Genomic DNA, 17,727 nt, shown 5'->3' on the forward strand with positions numbered 1-17,727 from the left:
ATAATCACCTGACTACACTGGACTGGGCACAGTTCATGTTCAGCAGCCGCTGGGTTTACAGGCGGAACAGACCGAGTGCCTCGGGGCTTGACCCCGAGGCCGTTCACGTCTGCATTCGAGGGGAAGCGTCTTGTTGAAGAGACAAATGAAAGAAAACGCTGCAATGAATACCATTCGCTGCAAAGCAAAATCGAGATTAGTCTAATTCCGACATCTGTAGGGGCTGAATCACCCTAGTTAGCTCCATTTGGGTACACTGTTTATATTTGCAGATATCTCAACAAAACAGAATGGATTATTTAGAGGCTGTTAATTCAGTTCACTCACCAACGTTACATCCGGAAGTATATTCCACTGACTCAATAGACTGAATTGACCCATCACCGCAGACTGGGCATGCAGGGTCTGACTGATACGATATTTGTTCAAAGCTTGTCTCTAATGCATCATAAAATACTAATTCACCAATGAGTGGATTCCCAGTGTCTAAAATAAGTTTCACTACTTCTGTTGCCTGCAGGCACCCAACTGTTCCCGGAAGAACCCCTAAGACACCGGTTGCTGCACAGTCAGGAACTGTGCCTGGCTCAGGCGCTTCTGGGAATAGACATCGATAACAAGGTCCATCGGGAACGAGCGTTGTCAGCTGTCCTTCAAATTTATATATGGCACCGTGTGCGATTGGTATTCCCCGAAATCGGCAGAAATCATTCAATAAATATCGCGTGGGAAAATTATCCGAAGCATCAACAACAATATCATATTCAGGAACAGTTTCTCTGATAGATTGTTTATCGACTCGGCTCTGATGTGTCTTGACCGTGATATCAGGATTAACATCAGCAATAAATCGAGCTGCGCTATTAACTTTTGAATCACCCAGATCCACATCACGATGAATAACTTGACGTTGAAGATTACTTCGCTCGACAACATCATTATCAACCACCCCAATAGTGCCAATACCAGCAGCTGCAAGATACTGAATAACTGGTGACCCCAATCCTCCGGCGCCAACGATAAGAACATTTGTATCCAGCAATCGCGCTTGTCCCTCCGGTCCAATCTCGTCCATAATTATATGCCGGGAGTATCGATCAAGCTGTGTAGAATCAAGTGATAAACTACCTCCGTCTCTCTTAGGTTTGTCTGAATCCGATCCCGCTTCAGGCCTACTGTTTGGTCGAGGTGCCGGCGGCGGTGACATAGATGATTATGTGGGTCAGTGAAGAAAAAACCAGAGCGTTGTACACGCTTGTGCTCTCGCGTCAGTATTACTTTCCGCGTCGACTGTTGGATCCGGTGCTTGGACGAGTATGCTCGGCACCCTTTCCACGGTTTTGAAGCCCTCGATTTGAACGACCAGCGTTCGTTAATCCTCGGAAGGCGCGACCTCTGTGTGAATCATCACAGATCCAATTCAGGTCATCATCATTCTCAATTGCAGGATGCTCAGGGTCGACATGAATAATCTCATGCCATTTCTGTGACCCATCTTCACCAACCCAGTACGATGCTAATGTCCGAAGATTCGGATATTTCCGTGCAGCTCGTTCTTCAGCAATGCGCTGAATACTTGTTCGTCGACCAAGGCGATTGACTCCCTGTCGCTTACTTCGTCGACCGCCAGTAAATCGTTCCTTCCGTGCACCGCCCTTCCGCACAGAGACACGGGTGACTATGATACCCTGCTTGGCTTTATATCCAAGTTCGCGTGCCTTATCAAGTCGTGTCGGACGATCAATGCGGACGATTGCACCTTGGTCTCGCCACTCCTGTTTTCGTTGCCACTGCAACTCGGCGAGTTTACCATCGCCGGGTTGTTTCCATGCTTCTTTAATATGTGAGTAGAAACTTCGTGCCATCTGTTTTCACCACGGGCGCTTGCGATTCGGGAAGACGTCATTGACGTCTTCCCACATGTCGTCCCGAGTACTCGGGTGCCCACTGGCGTCCCGTTCGACCAGCGAGTTACATAAGATATCAAGCGTCTGCGTTTAATGACTTCGATGTTGGGATCCTATCCTGCTATTTTTGCTGTGTACACTACGACTGGACATCGCCTCTGCTATTCTCATCTGCTCTTCGCGTACTCTTCTATTGGTGGTCGGTGATGTTGTATTATGTTCCAATATCACCACATACGTCGATTATCTGACTCAGCTGTTGAGCCAACATCTACCCGTGGCGACTGGGTCAGTGTTATGATGATTAAAATATCAAACCCGACAGTTGACACGATCAGCCGTGTGGTGGTAATGATACTCTCAGGTCACCTCAACGCACGCAGGGAGCAATCATCAAGCCTCTATAATCGATTCATCGTTATCGCTGATTTGATATCGCAATATATCGTTTATGAACATCACTCAGCGTAGGTTAGTAGCAACTCGTTGATAGCAATCCATAAACAGGTCTTCAATAATTATGCGACTCCATCGATTGACTCAAACTGCCCTGCAGAAATGGCGTTCGCAATAGCAACAACATCTGATTCAGCGTCAATCCGGTCAGTTGCATTCGGGTATTTCCGTTCAAAATATGTTAATAGATTTGAAATATCACGACACAGACGCTCATGAGCGTTTTCATGATCCGTTGAGACTGCTTGTGGCCAGTCAAAGACTGTTACTCCATCTTTACTCACCGCAACATTGTATTCACTCATATCAGCGTGCACGTATCCACTATCATAGGCGCGCTGCATTTCTATGAGGATCAATTCAAGCACGCCAACAGCCTGCTGCTGTGGCAACTGCGCGCGATTGAGCTCAGTAGCTTCAAATTTTTCCATCACGATCCCATGGCGATTATGATCAATCGGCTGCGGTACCGAAACACTGGGATACAGCGCTTCAAGAACTTCATGCTCGCGCTCGGCTGCTTTCCGGGCTGTATAAAGCCATGAAACGTGGTCATTCTCAGACGTGTAATTACGCTCGCGCATCACCTCACGGAAATTAGTGTATCCTTCTCTGTGGAATTTTAATGCAAGCGGTTTATACGATTTTACCTCTAGGACATCGCTTTCTTTTCCGACTCCAAGCGGTGCGCCGACTCCCTCAACTGTCTCACGCTCACTGAATGTGCGGAGAGCAAGTGCGTCATATCCCTCAGCTGCGAGTGTGTATCCTTCATATTGGATTGTCTTTCGCTCAATTAATTCCCGAGTTCCACACCGATCAAGACGATAATTGACTTCCTCGGGAGATAATCCTGATAACTGTGGCAACTTCCCGCGATTAACCCACTCGGAGAACCGCATGCCCTGCTCGACACCTGAGAGTAAGTAGAAATCTTCAGGCTCTAATTCGGTCATCACACCGGCGACATTCCGCACCATACCCAATTGACGGCAGCAACGCCTAAAAATATCGTGAGTTCGGTCGTCTGGGCTCTGTATATCAAATATCGCTATATCAAATTTGTTGTCCTGTGAGTCTATTGAGGCTATAATGCATAGTTTCGAGCGATTGAACGGTAACCACCGCTTCAGATAGCAGTCTACCCAACTATTATGCTGTGATATCTGCAATGTGAGCGGTCTCAATCAGTGGTAGTGGCTTAGACGGCGTTTTTACAGATGAGTAAGGCAGGTGCCTCAAGGCTTGACTCCGAGTGAATTCATTACATGATGTGTTTTTATGACTGCTCCGACGTATACAACCATATCATACCACCACACGTATGGACGTAATTAACCCTGCTACCAACGAACGAATCGACCAGTATAAAACCGATACGAGTAATGATGTAGAGACAACACTCAATCAAGCACAGACAACCTTTGCGACATGGCGTGATCGCTCAACTCGTAATCGTGAAGAACTCCTCGCGGCTGCAGGTGATATTCTTGAAGACCGTATTGAGGAGTATGCTGAATTGATGACAACAGAAATGGGAAAGCCAATCGCACAGGCTCGCGCTGAAATCAAAAAATGCATACGAGTGTGTGAGTATTACGCAACCCACGCGAGTGCACACCTCCAGCCGGATGGTCATCCAAGTCCACCTGGCAGTTCCGTACAGACCGTTTATGAGCCACTTGGTCCTGTTCTTGCGGTTATGCCCTGGAACTTCCCCTTCTGGCAGGTATTTCGATTTGCAGCGCCATATCTGACTGCCGGTAATGTTGGAATCTTAAAACATGCTGAAAATGTTCCTGGCTGCGCAGAGGCAATTGCGGAGGTATTTGATGATGCTGGATACCCTGATGGTGTCTTCGAAACGCTCCTGATTGAGGTAGATCAAGTTAGTGATGTCATTGCAGATGACCGTATCAAAGCGGTAACCATAACAGGCAGTGGTCCAGCTGGACGTGCTGTTGCATCAACAGCTGGTGAGAATCTCAAAAAGACTGTTCTTGAACTTGGTGGGAGCGACCCATTCATTGTACTTGATGATGCAGATATTACTGCTGCGGTTGAGGCCGGTGCATGGGCTCGCACTCTCAACAACGGACAATCATGCATTGCCGCCAAGCGATTTATTGTTCATTCAGATGTGTATGACAGGTTTCTTGAACAACTGCGTGATGAGATGAAATCCTATACAATTGGTGATCCACTTGATGATTCGACAGACATCGGTCCGCAAGCTCGAAGTGATCTCTGCGCGAACCTACATTCCCAAGTCGAACGCTCCGTTGAGGCAGGCGCAACAATTGAGATTGGTGGTGAACCGCTTGATCGTGACGGGTCGTATTATCCTCCAACAATCCTCACTAATATTCCAGAATCCTGTCCCGCCGCGAATGAAGAGCTATTCGGTCCTGTTGCTTCCGTCTTTGAGGTTTCGAACGAGGAGATGGCTGTAAAAACAGCAAACGATACCGAATTTGGTCTCGGAGCGAGTGTTTGGACAGCTGATAGAGACCGCGGACGGGAAATCGGTCGACGTATTGATGCCGGTTGTGTCTACGTTAATCAACTCGTGAAATCTGACCCTCGTGTGCCATTTGGTGGGATTGCGAAATCCGGATACGGTCGTGAACTTGCTGAAGCTGGAATTACAGAGTTTATTAATCGTAAGACACTCTGGGTTGAATGATATTCTCGACTAGTTTCCGATATTCACAGTTAACCCTCAATTATATACACGAACAACATGACTAAGAATATCTTACAATCAACTTCGTTTTTGATCCGAACTTGAACGCAATCACTGACAAAAATTGAGAAAGTAATCGACGTATACTCATTCATATGGTCATATCTAATTTCGAAGTGGCTTTACTGACCTAGATAGTATTTATATACATGCTCGTTGGCGCACATGAGTCCATTGCTGGTGGAGTTGCAAACGCCGTTGATAGACAACTTGAAAATGGTGGTAACTGTGGACAAATATTCACTCACTCTCCGCAGGTCTGGCAGGATCCATCAATTGATGACACAGACGCAGAAGCGTTTCGTGACCGCTCACAGAAACACGACGTTGGTCCGTGGGTTATACATTCCTCGTATCTGGTGAACCTTTGTACCCCCAAGGATGGTCTTCGAGCAAAATCGATTGATTCGATGCAAAAGGAGATTGACGCTGCAGCGCAATTATCAATTCCATATGTAAACGTTCATCTCGGCGCACACACTGGAGCAGGCGAGCAACAGGGGCTCGATAATGCAGTTTCTGCACTTGATGAGCTTACCGTCCCAGACGGTGTTACAATCTTAATCGAGTCTGATGCTGGTTCAGGAACAAAACTTGGTAATAAATTTGATCATCTCGAATATATACTTGAAGAGAGCACCCACGAACTTGAAGTGTGTCTTGATACCGCACATGTCTTTGCGGCTGGGTACGATCTTTCAACTCCGGCCGCTGTCGATACAACATTCACACAGTTTGATGCAACCGTTGGATTAGATAATCTTGCATGTGTCCATCTGAATGACTCTAAACATGCTTGTGGAACGAACAAGGATGAACATGCACACATTGGGAAGGGTAAGATCGGTGAATCTGGGATGGAGGCATTTATTAATCACTCCGCGATTGACCCGGTTCCACTCGTATTAGAAACCCCGAGCGAGGATGGCAAAGGGTTTGAATGGAATATCAACCGAGTTCGTGACCTCGCGAACGATCCTGCCTAATCGTCTCGTGCGAGAGTTTTCATCCGAATATCTTACACATACCCGTCGCGGACTGTGGGCTGATTCGCGCGCGGCACTGAAACCGCTCTCACTCGAAGATAGAACTCGTATTCTTGACGTTGGAGCGGGAACAGGTGAGTTCGCACAGGTTCTTGATGCAGAATCTCCCGGTGATGTCATCTGTCTTGATCTGGACTCTGAATTACTTTCCATTGCACATTCAGAAACTGGTCTGTCGACGATTATAGGTGATGCAACTCAACTCCCAATCCGGTCTGATGCCGTTGATCTTGTGACTTGTCAAGCGTTATTAAGCAATCTTCCAAATCCAATCGATATTCTTCAGACATTTACTCATGTTTCATGTGCACTTGTTGCTGCGGTTGAACCCGATAATGCTGCTGTCAGCGTTTCATCGACCGTCAAGACTGAAGCTGACATAGAACGTCAAGCACGCGAGGCATATATTGCCGGCGTTCAAACCGATGTTGCGCTTGGTGATCGTCTGACAGCAGCATTTGATGAGGCAGGATTAAATAACATTCTCCACCGACGACATTACCATCACAGGACAACTGAACCGCCATATGATGATACTGCCTTGACCGCAGCAGCCAGAAAAGCGCACGGTACTGCATTACGAAATCACTACACTGAGCTCCGTCGAGAGCTTTCACCTGATGCGTATGATACCCTTCGACGTGACTGGCGTGCAATGGGACGGGCAGTTATCGATCAGATACGTAATAAAACGTATCGCCGTACAGAGATTATCCCATTTGATGTTGTTGTTGGTCGTGTACCCTCAACCGGTCAATAGCGTATTACGAATTATCTTGATATCAAGCATATTAACATACTCACGCCGAGTCGCCGACTTGCGCCGGTTGTATAATGATTAAATTACTAACGCAACAGCTGCTGATAATATCATTTCTGTTCTGTGTGACGCGCAACAAATCTGCTCTAATTATATCCATCGGTTACAAAATAATAAGACGAAATAATACAACTGAGGCTGTAAGAAGGCGTCAGACGTCTACTACACATATCTGTAGTTTCATTGACATCCTCCGCTTTTAGGCGGAGGAATCCTGAGCGTGAGCGTTAGTGTTGGAGATTTCAGGGTTGCAGTCCCACCGAGCATCCAGACGGGAAGAATCTGAAGGGATGCTCGTGGACTGTGGCGAGTAGAGTGTAGTGGGACAGGACTGCTGGCGATGGGAGTGCCAAGCCCCAGCCCCGTCCCCGGGACTCCACTCCTATCCTCCGTCATATGCGGACTCCCAGAGTTGGGTTTGCCTCGGGAACTCCAGCAGACCTCAACGGACACGGACACGGACACGGACTCGGAGTTCCTGTGAGTTGTGCTTACAGCAGTCAACTGTCGAGTCAGTGATTCCAGTCGAGTCAAGTCCAGTCGAGTCGTATTCTGTGAGAATACGCTGGTTATCGACTGGGTCCGATTCGATTCGATTATTGCTTGGTTGGGTTGCTTGGGGCGGGGCGGGGCGGGCAGGCCGCCATCGGAGGACTCAGCAGAATCACTCTGTTCTGGCTCAATTCCTATCCTTCAAGATGATTGCCTGCCAGTTGAAACGATGGATTGTGACATCTCGGGCTGGCTATCACACCGTGGATTGTTACTCGGGTGTCGGTTTCATCCTATCCTATCCTGTCCTGCGGCTCAAGGCGCAGGTATTCTCCTTGATTCTGTATAATTACAATAGCAGAACAGTCAATAATAAGATAATTGAACCAGCCAATGCAAGTTTGTCTAGGAAAAAGGATTACGCGTAATCAGCGGATGACATCAAGCCCGTGTTGTTTCTCCCGCGGCGCACGACCTCCATCAGACTGCCATCCGGTCGATCCAGCGTCTGAAGTTGATCCATTTGCAGTGTTACCCTGCGTGGAGTTGAATTCAGACCCTGAATCTTCAAGACTACGACGCGAAGCATCAGCTTGTTTTTGCGTTGATGGTCCTAGTACCTGTGCAGACTGGACACCTGTCATGATGGCCATCACGCGGACCTTTCCTTTGTATTCTTCTTGAATTCGTGCACCCCAAATCACATTTGCACTTGCTTCAAGTCGCTCGGTGATGCTATCTGCAATGCCCTCTGCCTCTTTCAGCGTTAGATCAGGACCACCGGTTATATGAACAAGCCCACCTGATGCACCACGATAATCAACATCTAACAATGGATGATTCATTGCGTCGTTGACAACCTCTTGTGTCTTATTCTTATCTTGCGTTTCACCGACGAGCATGACTGCAACACCGCCCTGGTCCATAATCGTCGACATATCTGCGTAGTCGAGATTAATCAATGATGGCTGCGTAATTGTTTCTGAGATTCCTTTAACAGTCTCAGCGATAATCTGATCCATCACTGAGAAGGCTTTCCCAATAGGCAAATTCGGGACGTAATCAAGAAGCCGATTATTATCAAGGACAATAATCGAGTCAGCTTCATTACGAAGTTTTTCAAGTCCTTCTTCAGCTTTCACCGTTCGTGCACGCTCAACGTTGAATGGTGTCGAAACCATCCCGACGACGATTGCACCTTGTTCTTTCGCAATCTTTGAGATGACAGGCGCAGCGCCTGTTCCGGTCCCGCCACCCATTCCAGCGGTAACAAAGACAAGATCAGCTTCACCAAGGACATCTTTAATAGTCCCCTGTGCCATTTCTGTTGCCCGCTCGCCCATCGATGGGTCGCCACCGGCACCAAGTCCCTGCGTCAAGGACTTCCCAACGAGGATCTTGGTATCGGCTTCGATCATCTTCAGATGTTGTTTATCAGTATTAATTGCGATTGTATCAGCACCGTCAACACCGATGTTATACAACCGGTTGACGGTATTGTTACCTGCGCCACCAGCACCAACGATCACAATCCGTGGGCTACCGAAGTCTTCTGTACCGTCTCCAGTTTGATCGCCAACATCGCGCTCTTCTTCATCACGCTTCATCGCCTCTTCAACGATATCTTGCATCGTCTTACACCTTTGCCCACGTATGTTTACCGGACGACTCGTGATGATCGTCTTGTTGTTCGTTAATCATTTCACGCACCGCCGAACGAATGGCTTCCGATCGATTCGGAAACTCGCCCGTTTCAACCATTTGTTCGACTTCCTCTATCTGCTGCTTCGGAATTCGTAGTGTCACACGCTCCATAGTTACATTCCCCCGGTAAGACGGCTCGCGCATTCCAGTGAATGCTTTTAGAGACAATTTCAACCGGTACTGAACCGATATTGCACTCAAATGTGCTGTGTGTCATACACCGTCTTACGCAGTCATACACATATAGCGATGAGTTATAAATCTATCGACCAAAGTAAGACAAATTCAATCAAAGAGTCACATAATCTCTGTAAATCATTACGATGATTCAAGTACATCCGCAGCAGATGTCCGCCGACCACAGCTAGGACAGAACGCCCAGTCTGACTGGATCTCATCGCCACACTCACAGAAAGCCCGGTGTGTTGCCTTCTCGCCACAATTTGGACAGTACACTTGACTGTCTGTAATTACCTTTCCACACTTATTACACTTTGATGTCTCTTCGCTATGTGATGTCTTACGATCTGCCTCAGTCTCAACAGCAATATCTAACTCTTCAGTTGGCTCCGCGGCTGTACCTTCTTGTCTATCGGTGTAAACAGCTTCCGGCTCACCATCGAGGACAATGTTTACAGTTACTTCCCGATCAATAGACTGTGCGGTATGATTTTTACTCTCTGTCATAGGATGATCAGCACTTTGAGCACTTCTTTCATCTGGTGATAAAAACTCTGAACCAATTTCATCATTAACAGTCTCACTTTTGTTTTCGTATCCAGCTTTTCTATTCTCAAGATATGCCCGGAGTGCCTCACGCATCACCTCACTTTTTGACTGTTTGATCCCTTCGAGTTGCTCGACGAGATTATCGTCGGCACGAAAGGTGATTTTGCTCATTAACGACAAGTTGCTTTTGATTGAATTAATACTTCGTGTTTGTCTGACGTGTGTCATGCGTGTTTCAAACATATTGTAGAAAATCTTGTACAACTTAGATAATCGACAAATGAAATAAGCTGAGTACCCCGATATATCTCAACATAACCGAGACTCAGCTATCATCTGACCACCGTGTTGAATTCAAACACTTTTTATTTCTCACTGCGAGCGAGAGATATGGTTGAAGCGTTTGCCGTTGCGAGCCGAAAAGGCGACACAGGAAACACAACAAGTACACTCGCACTTGGGATGGCACTCGCGGCTGACACCGACATTATTCTTCTTGATTCAGCACCATTGGAATCGAAATGCGCAGTATTCCCGATCGTCCTTGCAGATCGTTTTGTGATTATCCCGCAGCCAACTGTTCCGTCATTCTCAGGTGGTCTATCAAGAACATGCGCGGGCGTACGGAACAACAATCGGTGGTATCATTTTTAATTGAGTTCAATCAAATGAAACTATTGAGATGGTTGCTGAACAGGCAACACGATATTTTACTGTCAATACACTTGTCATGGTCCCTGAAAGCAATGCTCTCCGTATATGACTCGACAGGCTGGTAGAACGCTTCTTGCACATGCCCCAGAAACGACCGCGGCAAGCCCTTTCCAACGTGCAGCAGTTGCAGTTGATATCTGTGATGGAGATGCTGATGATGATGCAATCGGCGTTGCTGACCGATTTCAAGATGTTGTAATCCCCGAGCGTCCGTAAAGTGGCACTTTATGAACAGATTCCAACTGGTGACCTGCGTTAATCTAGCACTGATGCAGATATTGCTGAGACACTTACTCAATCGCTGACTGGATACATCGCTTTTGAACCACAGAGCTCAATCCTCACTGCCGATGATGACCGAGCAGTGATTACGTTTGAGCAGGGAGTCCCGATGACTGCATATCACACTATTGACATCCTCGCCCGCGTAAACACGGGTGAATCCCGAGCGGTGGGAGATTAGGGTTTGCAGACTCCCTATTCTCTCGTGTTGAACGACCCGCTCTCGCGGTCGAACAGGAAGACTCCGGGCCGTGCCAAACGGCCGTTACTCATATCCCTCGTTGGGGGACTCTGAGTTATCTTTCGGCGGATATTCACCGCACCGTTCACATCTGCGTTCATCGGTACACCGCACGAATCACAGACGTACAGCCCACGCTCAACACGGTTGCTATCGCTGATTTGACCACAACACGAGCACGTCTTACTGGTGTGTTCCTCATCAGTCCGTGTCACCAGTATGCCGTGTTCTTCAGCCTTGTACTCCAACAGATCGGTGAATCGTGCGAACTCCCAACCGTGTAACTCCTTGTTGCCTGCGTGCCCCCGGTTGCGGGACTCACCACTGTCCTCACGAATATCACTGAGACTGAGATCACCAACAGCTATCTCGCCAATATCGTTAGCGACACACTGCTCAACGATATGTTTCGACAGTGTATGCAGGAAGTGGTCTTTCCGACCTGAGAGTGTTCGGCGGGCTTTCAGTGCCCGGTCTGAGGGCCGTTCTCACCTTCGGTCTGGTATTCATTTTGAGTGAAATAGTGTTTGTCTTCTTTGAGCTTATTCCCCGGGTACAACTCGCTCGCACCGTCTTCATAGTCAATAGCGAGGTAGTTACTAATTCCGAGGTCGATCTCAGCTGTGTTGTCGCCGGGAGCATCCTCAACGGAGATTTGATTATTACAGACAAGATGGATTTCCCAGCAGTTGCCATTCCAAACCGCCCGTGCCTGCTGGATGTTCTCAACAGTCACATCGGGGCGTGTCTCGTATTCAACGAGTATGAAATCTGATCGACTATGCTTCAGAACCCCTTAGACAGTCGGATCTGCCCGTGTTTTGCGTCGTGTCTGATACTTTTTTTCCATGTGACTGTTGAGCGTGGGTGGTCGTCACCACGTTTTCGGTATCCCGGTGGGTTGTTGCCGTCATCGGCATCGGAATTGTACCATCCGCTGAACGCCTCAGCAAGTTCTTCAAGAACTCTCGCTGAGTTGAGTGTGAGTGGAGGTCAGTATAGCGTTCGTGGTTTTTCAATGTCGATTTTAGCTCATCCTCTTCAGGAATTTCACCCGTCTCATCCCATTGCTCTTGGATATAGTAGCGTCCGACGTTCCACAGTTTCGACGCGGAGAACCCGCAAGCGTCGAGATCGTCCCGAACCTGTTGGTGGTTCGTGATCTTGGCGACGTATGTGCAGGTTGTGTCCAGCATCAGGCTGCATAACATGTTATGGAGTTTTCATATTACAAAGCGTCGGTGGAATATTCGGTCATACTACGATGGTGTGGATATGACTCACTCATATCGGTTTCATCACCCACCTGTTCGTCACTCGATTCCGACGGTTGTCGGAACACTCTCTGCTCACGGTAAGGCGGGTGTATTCACCTTGTCTTTCTATAATCATGTTGTTGGTTCTGATGCAATTGATGCCGTATCAGATAGCGCTACCCCTCATGTTGATATGTATACTTCCTGCGACGGTTCTGATGAGTCTTCATCATAATATAACCAATTCATTCGCCGTAACTCCGACGGCACCGGTTTCTCAACTCACTGATGACGCCACAATTATCGATTAGATTCGTGATACTGCTCCGCAAACATGGGTTGATGATATCGATATACAGACTGCGGCTGAGGCATTCCTCGCAGATACCGACCGAATTGAGTCAATCATGAAGGAAGCACGGGCAGCCGAGTGGGGATTCACTGACCAATTAGGCTCATCTGAGACCTCTAAAAACATAATTTAATTGAAAACTAGGGAACTAAGCTCCCTTCGTTAAGAAACGAACAAACTGAGCGAGTGAGCGGGGTAGTTCACTCTGTGTAAACCGGACAGTCAATAATGCCACTCAACAGAGGACAAACAATGCACACGAGAGTGAGTCTGAGTTGAAAACTCCTGATACTGAAACAAGCAGCGACGACCCTGTGACGGATTTGGGTGGTTCATCTGGTGAATAGCATGTCATATTCATGAGCAAGACAAATCATAGAAACTTGACAAATGTGATCCAAATATACGGTACCGATGGTATTATTATGTCATACCCGTCGTTATTACTGTAATCAGTCACTTTGGTCTGTTGATTTCGTTGTCTCTGTCTGCACTGGAATGGTGACTTCCTCACCAGCGCACGACCCCTCGCGAGAATAATCGTCCGATGGCTGCTGTCCACCATCAGTCATCGGCTTTGCAGTATCAGCAACATCATCAACGACACTACCGACGAGGTAACCAACTGCGCCTCCAAGTCCAGATGAAAGTCCGGTCACAAATGGACCGACACGAGCGCCTGCAGCAGCACCAACTTGACTCCCAAATTTTGCTCCACGCTTTGCATTCTTATCCTCCGATTCATTATCATCAGATGAGCACATCGGACTTTTCATACGAAACACAATATGGTCTTGTCGTACTTGTATGCCCCGGCAACTGAGACTGTGCTTTCGGTGTATGACGTAGTGTAAATATTTGGACATAATTAAAGTTTAAAGGTTTAGATTTCTTTCGTTCAGTTGGATTACAACAATGTGCCACTTTGGTGACTACACGGACGATTGGGCGTATGAGTCAACAAATGAAGATGAGGAAGCAAAAGAAGAGATAGACGAACCTGAGTCGCCATTTGCCGATATGGACGAAGCTGAAGACGTCCGTATTGTCACTGACGGCGGCGACGACGACGAGTAGCTGGATACTGTTGACTGTCGCACGCGACACACGTCGCATAGAGCTACCACTTTTTTGAGGATCCCATTGCCAACAAGTGAATACATTACAAATATACATATATTCATATGCTGATATAAATCACTGAACTGTATTTTATACTATTATAATACTGCTATGAGTGAACCCGACAGGCTTACTGATGAAGTACCTCGGAGCTTATCCCCGAAGCATCCACTTTCTTGACGTTTAAAACAGTATCTCCACCGTCAGAACCCTCAATTGTCATGATGAACTATTGTACGTATGAGTAGTGTTACTGCGACATATATTGAAAATCGCGAGCGAGTTCAACCAGACGATGTAAATAATTACGGTACCGCACATGGAGGGAATGTTGCCAAGTGGATGGATGAGGTCGGCGCGATGTCAGCAATGCGCCATGCGGGCAATACATGTGTCACCGCTCGTATCGACCGATTGGATTTTGAACGCCCAATTCCACAAGGTGATACCTGTATTATTGAGTCATATGCGTACGCAACCGGAGAGACCTCAATTCGTGTTCGACTTCGAGCATACCGAGAAAATCCACAGACTGGCACTCGCGAACGAACAACCGAATCATATTTTGTGTTTGTCGCTGTCGACGAGGATATGAACCCAACGACGGTCACAGATCTCTCTGTTGAATCAGAGCGCTGTCGTAAACTCCGCGAAGATGCACTTGAAGGCGAACGTGATATGAGTTCCTAAGAGCAATCACCGTACGTAAGTTTCAGATTACTGTTAGATATATCAAATGTCCCTATTATCTCTTCATGAGATCACTCATGACAAGCCCTCATATTTGCAACACTCGATATCACTTATTCATATGTTGGTGTCTGTTCAATAACTAACTCATAATTGACCGGTCGTCATTTCTCAAGTGCTCGTTCGAGACTGCTAGCAACATTCCGTGTTTTTTCAGCGAGCGGTGATGGAATGTGTCCTGCGGCAACTGCTGTATTAAGTTCATTATCATCAACACGTTCCACCGTTCCATCCGGATATTTAATGACATCAACATGAAGATCAACATATCGGACTGACTCGGGAAAGCACTCTACAGGCGTACATATATTCACATACGTTCCTTTATGATCACCGTCACGACTCCGGTACACCGTTGGATACCACCATCGCCCCTCTCGGACTTTCGTGACGGCTGTATCACCGGATTCACGAGGGGTCCCAAGTGCATCGTACGTGCCACTTCCATGCCCGGTTATCCTTCGTGTTACTTCGATAGTCCCATCAGCGTCCCAATCAGTGACTTCTCCTTCACCCAACGAGAATGCATGACCCTCCGGCTTTCCATGGTAGAGTTCGACTCGCTCCCCTTTTGTTGGTCCAAATTGTTGCGTCACTACTCCAAACGGAAATTCACTATCGTTCCCTGAATTAATATCTTTAGCACTCCCACATAGCGCCTCAGCAAGGTCGACACCAGCACTTGCGGCTTCTCCTGCAGCCTTTATTCGATGATGACCCTGCATTGTGGTCAGAACATCTCGTCTGATTTCATCCAACGCAAACCGCGATTCACGACCGAACCAGAGCCACCGCCCTGTCGGTGTCGCTTCTTCAGTCCCCACTCTTTCGGATACTGCCTCAGCACGTTCGATAGCTCGCTCAAGTCCCGACTCTAATGCTGTGAGTGATGCCTGTGTTGCCGCATGAGTCCATTCAACTCCCCATCCTTCCGGCAGATCAATATCTATAAGCTCAACCATCCCAGCGAGTTCCCGCGCTGCCTCACTATCGTATGAATCAACTGTAATACCGTCATGACCCTTTATGAGCATTGCAAGTCCACCATCCGCTCGTAATGTTGTTCCGACTACTGCATCTGTCTCATAATCGGTTTTATTCCATGGTGGCATACTATCATGAACTTGAACGGTCACTACCTCACCCTGTTCAATGTATTCTTCAGTATTGTCATACGGTAGATACCCTTTGGCGATACTCTCATCTGCTATGTCTACATCATCAAAGTCAGTGTTAGTGTCAATTTCTGCTTTCGGGATGAGTGCACAGATCGCACCAGAGCCTTGTGTTTCTGTAATTTGCGCGGTGAACACAGTTCCTGGTGGCGTTATATCATCCCACGCAAGCGAATCCCGTCCGCATGCAGTGAGCACATCCGTAACCGATTTCACCCCAGACTCCGCCCCATGTATACCTACCCCCTGAGAATCATCTGTTGTACTGACCCTTACGGTGTGATATACATCATCGAAGTCATTCTCAAATCGTTCCCGAATCACTGATGAAGCCTGAACTATGTCGTAATCAGCGTCAAGAAGACGCTTTGTTACCGCCGTGGCGTATATGCCACGTACACTAACACGAGCGGTATGATCGTCAGTTCCCATAACAGCACATATGCATGGACGATTTTGAATACTATCGGTCCTAACTTGCTTTGCTGACTTTTTAATTAACCAGAATGCAGTCAGTATCAGCCATGACTGGCTTACAGAATTAAGGACTATAATTAATTTTTAGCAAATACCATACCCAATTCAACTATTATGAAAATTGATAAACATTGATACTATCGCTAAGCCTTTGTATGGATTCGACTCACGTAGATGCTGAAATCTCATTTATCAAAAGGACTCAATCAGATTTCCTGGGTGTACTCTCTTTCTAGCTAGTTGGTTTCGCTCATCGAATGAGTACACGGACTCGCGCTCTTTGGGGTTGAGTAACGGACCGTTCACGCGACACAAGGAATATCTCAGGCTCGACCACAAGAGGACTCACGACAACTGATATGTTCAATTAGTAATAATTGACGTGTATACGATGGTCAAACCTGAAGACCCCATCGAGGAGGCGGCTGATGATTCACTCGACCTCTATGACATTGCAACATGGGAAGTTCGTAGCAACACTGATCGAGTTGCCTCTGTGCTTTGGTGGCTTCTTGCAGGGTCTGCCCGCGTCGTCATTATCCTCATAGCATTGATACTGTTGCTTGCTGTTGGTGGTCTTGCTGCGCTCACGGATCCACAAACAGGAATATTAACCGCTCTATCAGCAATCCCAGCCGTTGGACTTGCTGTGTATGTGTCACTGACAGACATCACAGAAACTGAACCAATATCATTGCTTGTTGCTACATTTTTACTTGGCGTCCTTACAGCAAACTTTGCAGCTGTTCTTAATACAGTTTTAAGACCATACTTCGTTGGACTTGGATTTATTAGCTCAATTATATTCTTCTTCGTCGTCGTTGGTCCAATTGAGGAATCTGTTAAACTTTTAGCTGTCAGACTGTATGCATATAGTGATGATCGGTTTGATTCTGTTCTTGATGGCGCCGTTTACGGTGCGATGGCTGGATTAGGATTTGCGGTTATCGAAAATGCACTGTATATTGCTCGACAACTACCAAATAGTGGACTTGACATTGGTTTAGGGCTTATTGGTGCTGGTGGCGGCATAACGGCTGTTAGAGCACTTGCTGGTCCTGGTCATGTAATATACTCAGCAATTGCTGGTTACTATCTTGGTCTTGCAAAATTTAATCCTGGTCAACGAGGACCAATCATCATGAAGGGAATATTGCTCGCAGCAGTGATTCATGCAATGTATAACGCGACTGTTGGAGTTGGATCTGGACTTATCGCGTCAGTCACCGGGTTTAGCGGGATTATCCCATATCTTATTTATGTTATTTCCTACGATAGCGTATTCGGTCTAATGTTATTTATTAAGATACGGCGATACTGCAACAGCTACCAGCGTGTGCATTCTACAGATAGAGAAGCTGAGATTTCCCCAGATGAAAGCGACGTGACTCAGTAACTGATGAAGTTATATGATACATATCCACCCCGACTCCACGGATCGGAAGCCATGACCGTGCA

15 protein-coding genes and 2 pseudogenes are annotated in these 17,727 nt (G+C 47.1%); 8 read left to right on the forward strand and 9 right to left on the reverse strand.

Annotation, left to right across the window (positions count from 1 at the left end):
- Positions 1-319: 319 nt before the first annotated feature.
- The 3 genes from J07HQW2_RS11510 to J07HQW2_RS11525 all read right to left on the reverse strand — a co-directional run bounded on the left by J07HQW2_RS11510 (position 320) and on the right by J07HQW2_RS11525 (position 3,343).
- A complete protein-coding gene (locus J07HQW2_RS11510; protein WP_021055698.1) occupies positions 320-1,207 on the reverse strand; it encodes an SAMP-activating enzyme E1 in 888 nt (295 codons plus the stop codon).
- Positions 1,208-1,274: 67 nt separating this feature from the next.
- Complete coding sequence (locus J07HQW2_RS11515) at positions 1,275-1,865, reverse strand: 50S ribosomal protein L15e (RefSeq protein WP_021055699.1); 591 nt, start codon at positions 1,863-1,865, stop codon at positions 1,275-1,277.
- 560 nt (positions 1,866-2,425) lie between these two features.
- Positions 2,426-3,343, reverse strand: a complete 918-nt coding sequence (locus J07HQW2_RS11525) for a serine/threonine-protein kinase RIO2 (RefSeq protein ID WP_021055700.1) — start codon at positions 3,341-3,343, stop codon at positions 2,426-2,428.
- 344 nt (positions 3,344-3,687) lie between these two features.
- Here J07HQW2_RS11525 and J07HQW2_RS11530 point away from each other — a divergent pair, with 344 nt between their 5' ends.
- The 3 genes from J07HQW2_RS11530 (at position 3,688) to J07HQW2_RS11540 (ending at position 6,915) form a co-directional block, all read left to right on the forward strand.
- A complete protein-coding gene (locus J07HQW2_RS11530) occupies positions 3,688-5,049 on the forward strand; it encodes an NAD-dependent succinate-semialdehyde dehydrogenase (protein ID WP_021055701.1) in 1,362 nt (453 codons plus the stop codon).
- 209 nt (positions 5,050-5,258) lie between these two features.
- Complete coding sequence (locus J07HQW2_RS11535) at positions 5,259-6,095, forward strand: deoxyribonuclease IV (RefSeq protein ID WP_021055702.1); 837 nt, start codon at positions 5,259-5,261, stop codon at positions 6,093-6,095.
- 7 nt (positions 6,096-6,102) lie between these two features.
- The gene (locus J07HQW2_RS11540; RefSeq protein WP_048075658.1) at positions 6,103-6,915 is read left to right on the forward strand and encodes a class I SAM-dependent methyltransferase; all 813 of its coding nucleotides are present in this window, start codon (positions 6,103-6,105) and stop codon (positions 6,913-6,915) included.
- 980 nt (positions 6,916-7,895) lie between these two features.
- Here the strand turns inward: J07HQW2_RS11540 and ftsZ are convergent.
- The 3 genes from ftsZ to J07HQW2_RS11560 all read right to left on the reverse strand — a co-directional run bounded on the left by ftsZ (position 7,896) and on the right by J07HQW2_RS11560 (position 10,071).
- The gene (gene ftsZ / locus J07HQW2_RS11550) at positions 7,896-9,098 is read right to left on the reverse strand and encodes a cell division protein FtsZ (RefSeq protein WP_021055705.1); all 1,203 of its coding nucleotides are present in this window, start codon (positions 9,096-9,098) and stop codon (positions 7,896-7,898) included.
- Between the two features lie 4 nt (positions 9,099-9,102).
- The gene (locus tag J07HQW2_RS11555; protein WP_048075267.1) at positions 9,103-9,282 is read right to left on the reverse strand and encodes a ribbon-helix-helix domain-containing protein; all 180 of its coding nucleotides are present in this window, start codon (positions 9,280-9,282) and stop codon (positions 9,103-9,105) included.
- A 207-nt stretch (positions 9,283-9,489) separates the two neighbouring features.
- Entirely contained in the window at positions 9,490-10,071 is a 582-nt protein-coding gene (locus J07HQW2_RS11560; protein WP_021055707.1) for a double zinc ribbon domain-containing protein, read from the reverse strand.
- Positions 10,072-10,290: 219 nt separating this feature from the next.
- Between J07HQW2_RS11560 and J07HQW2_RS11565 the strand changes: the two are divergent.
- A pseudogene (locus J07HQW2_RS11565) lies at positions 10,291-10,830 on the forward strand (MinD/ParA family protein).
- A 261-nt stretch (positions 10,831-11,091) separates the two neighbouring features.
- Here J07HQW2_RS11565 and J07HQW2_RS11570 read toward each other — a convergent pair.
- A pseudogene (locus tag J07HQW2_RS11570) lies at positions 11,092-12,333 on the reverse strand (RNA-guided endonuclease InsQ/TnpB family protein).
- A 79-nt stretch (positions 12,334-12,412) separates the two neighbouring features.
- Here J07HQW2_RS11570 and J07HQW2_RS11575 point away from each other — a divergent pair.
- Complete coding sequence (locus J07HQW2_RS11575; RefSeq protein ID WP_021055712.1) at positions 12,413-12,628, forward strand: hypothetical protein; 216 nt, start codon at positions 12,413-12,415, stop codon at positions 12,626-12,628.
- 569 nt (positions 12,629-13,197) lie between these two features.
- Here the strand turns inward: J07HQW2_RS11575 and J07HQW2_RS11580 are convergent.
- Positions 13,198-13,509: a hypothetical protein gene (locus tag J07HQW2_RS11580; protein ID WP_303704101.1), complete on the reverse strand. Its 312-nt coding sequence runs from the start codon at positions 13,507-13,509 to the stop codon at positions 13,198-13,200.
- Between the two features lie 151 nt (positions 13,510-13,660).
- Between J07HQW2_RS11580 and J07HQW2_RS18625 the strand changes: the two genes are divergently transcribed.
- Positions 13,661-13,822: a hypothetical protein gene (locus tag J07HQW2_RS18625; protein WP_021055714.1), complete on the forward strand. Its 162-nt coding sequence runs from the start codon at positions 13,661-13,663 to the stop codon at positions 13,820-13,822.
- Positions 13,823-14,107: 285 nt separating this feature from the next.
- Complete coding sequence (locus J07HQW2_RS11585) at positions 14,108-14,557, forward strand: acyl-CoA thioesterase (RefSeq protein WP_021055716.1); 450 nt, start codon at positions 14,108-14,110, stop codon at positions 14,555-14,557.
- A 164-nt stretch (positions 14,558-14,721) separates the two neighbouring features.
- On the opposite strand, the gene J07HQW2_RS11590 is transcribed toward J07HQW2_RS11585, so the two are convergent.
- Positions 14,722-16,224: a ribonuclease FAU-1 family protein gene (locus J07HQW2_RS11590; RefSeq protein ID WP_021055717.1), complete on the reverse strand. Its 1,503-nt coding sequence runs from the start codon at positions 16,222-16,224 to the stop codon at positions 14,722-14,724.
- A gap of 436 nt (positions 16,225-16,660) precedes the next feature.
- Between J07HQW2_RS11590 and J07HQW2_RS11595 the strand changes: the two genes are divergently transcribed.
- Positions 16,661-17,665 carry a PrsW family intramembrane metalloprotease gene (locus J07HQW2_RS11595; protein ID WP_021055718.1) on the forward strand — a complete coding sequence of 335 codons (1,005 nt, stop codon included), beginning with the start codon at positions 16,661-16,663 and terminating at the stop codon, positions 17,663-17,665.
- Positions 17,666-17,727: the final 62 nt, after the last annotated feature.

This window comes from Haloquadratum walsbyi J07HQW2 (genome assembly GCF_000415985.1).
Classification (GTDB): Archaea; Halobacteriota; Halobacteria; order Halobacteriales; family Haloferacaceae; genus Haloquadratum; species Haloquadratum walsbyi_B.

Excerpts from the sequence above, each read along its gene's own strand:
- J07HQW2_RS11515 (WP_021055699.1), bottom strand. The coding sequence starts at position 1,865 with ATGGCACGAAGTTTCTACTCACATATTAAAGAAGCATGGAAACAACCC.
- ftsZ (WP_021055705.1), bottom strand. The coding sequence starts at position 9,098 with ATGCAAGATATCGTTGAAGAGGCGATGAAGCGTGATGAAGAAGAGCGC.
- J07HQW2_RS11535 (WP_021055702.1), top strand. The coding sequence starts at position 5,259 with ATGCTCGTTGGCGCACATGAGTCCATTGCTGGTGGAGTTGCAAACGCC.
- J07HQW2_RS11555 (WP_048075267.1), bottom strand. The coding sequence starts at position 9,282 with ATGGAGCGTGTGACACTACGAATTCCGAAGCAGCAGATAGAGGAAGTC.
- J07HQW2_RS11595 (WP_021055718.1), top strand. The coding sequence starts at position 16,661 with ATGGTCAAACCTGAAGACCCCATCGAGGAGGCGGCTGATGATTCACTC.
- J07HQW2_RS11510 (WP_021055698.1), bottom strand. The coding sequence starts at position 1,207 with ATGTCACCGCCGCCGGCACCTCGACCAAACAGTAGGCCTGAAGCGGGA.
- J07HQW2_RS11590 (WP_021055717.1), bottom strand. The coding sequence starts at position 16,224 with ATGGGAACTGACGATCATACCGCTCGTGTTAGTGTACGTGGCATATAC.
- J07HQW2_RS11580 (WP_303704101.1), bottom strand. The coding sequence starts at position 13,509 with ATGTGCTCATCTGATGATAATGAATCGGAGGATAAGAATGCAAAGCGT.
- J07HQW2_RS18625 (WP_021055714.1), top strand. The coding sequence starts at position 13,661 with ATGTGCCACTTTGGTGACTACACGGACGATTGGGCGTATGAGTCAACA.
- J07HQW2_RS11525 (WP_021055700.1), bottom strand. The coding sequence starts at position 3,343 with ATGGTGCGGAATGTCGCCGGTGTGATGACCGAATTAGAGCCTGAAGAT.
- J07HQW2_RS11560 (WP_021055707.1), bottom strand. The coding sequence starts at position 10,071 with ATGAGCAAAATCACCTTTCGTGCCGACGATAATCTCGTCGAGCAACTC.
- J07HQW2_RS11530 (WP_021055701.1), top strand. The coding sequence starts at position 3,688 with ATGGACGTAATTAACCCTGCTACCAACGAACGAATCGACCAGTATAAA.
- J07HQW2_RS11575 (WP_021055712.1), top strand. The coding sequence starts at position 12,413 with ATGACTCACTCATATCGGTTTCATCACCCACCTGTTCGTCACTCGATT.
- J07HQW2_RS11585 (WP_021055716.1), top strand. The coding sequence starts at position 14,108 with ATGAGTAGTGTTACTGCGACATATATTGAAAATCGCGAGCGAGTTCAA.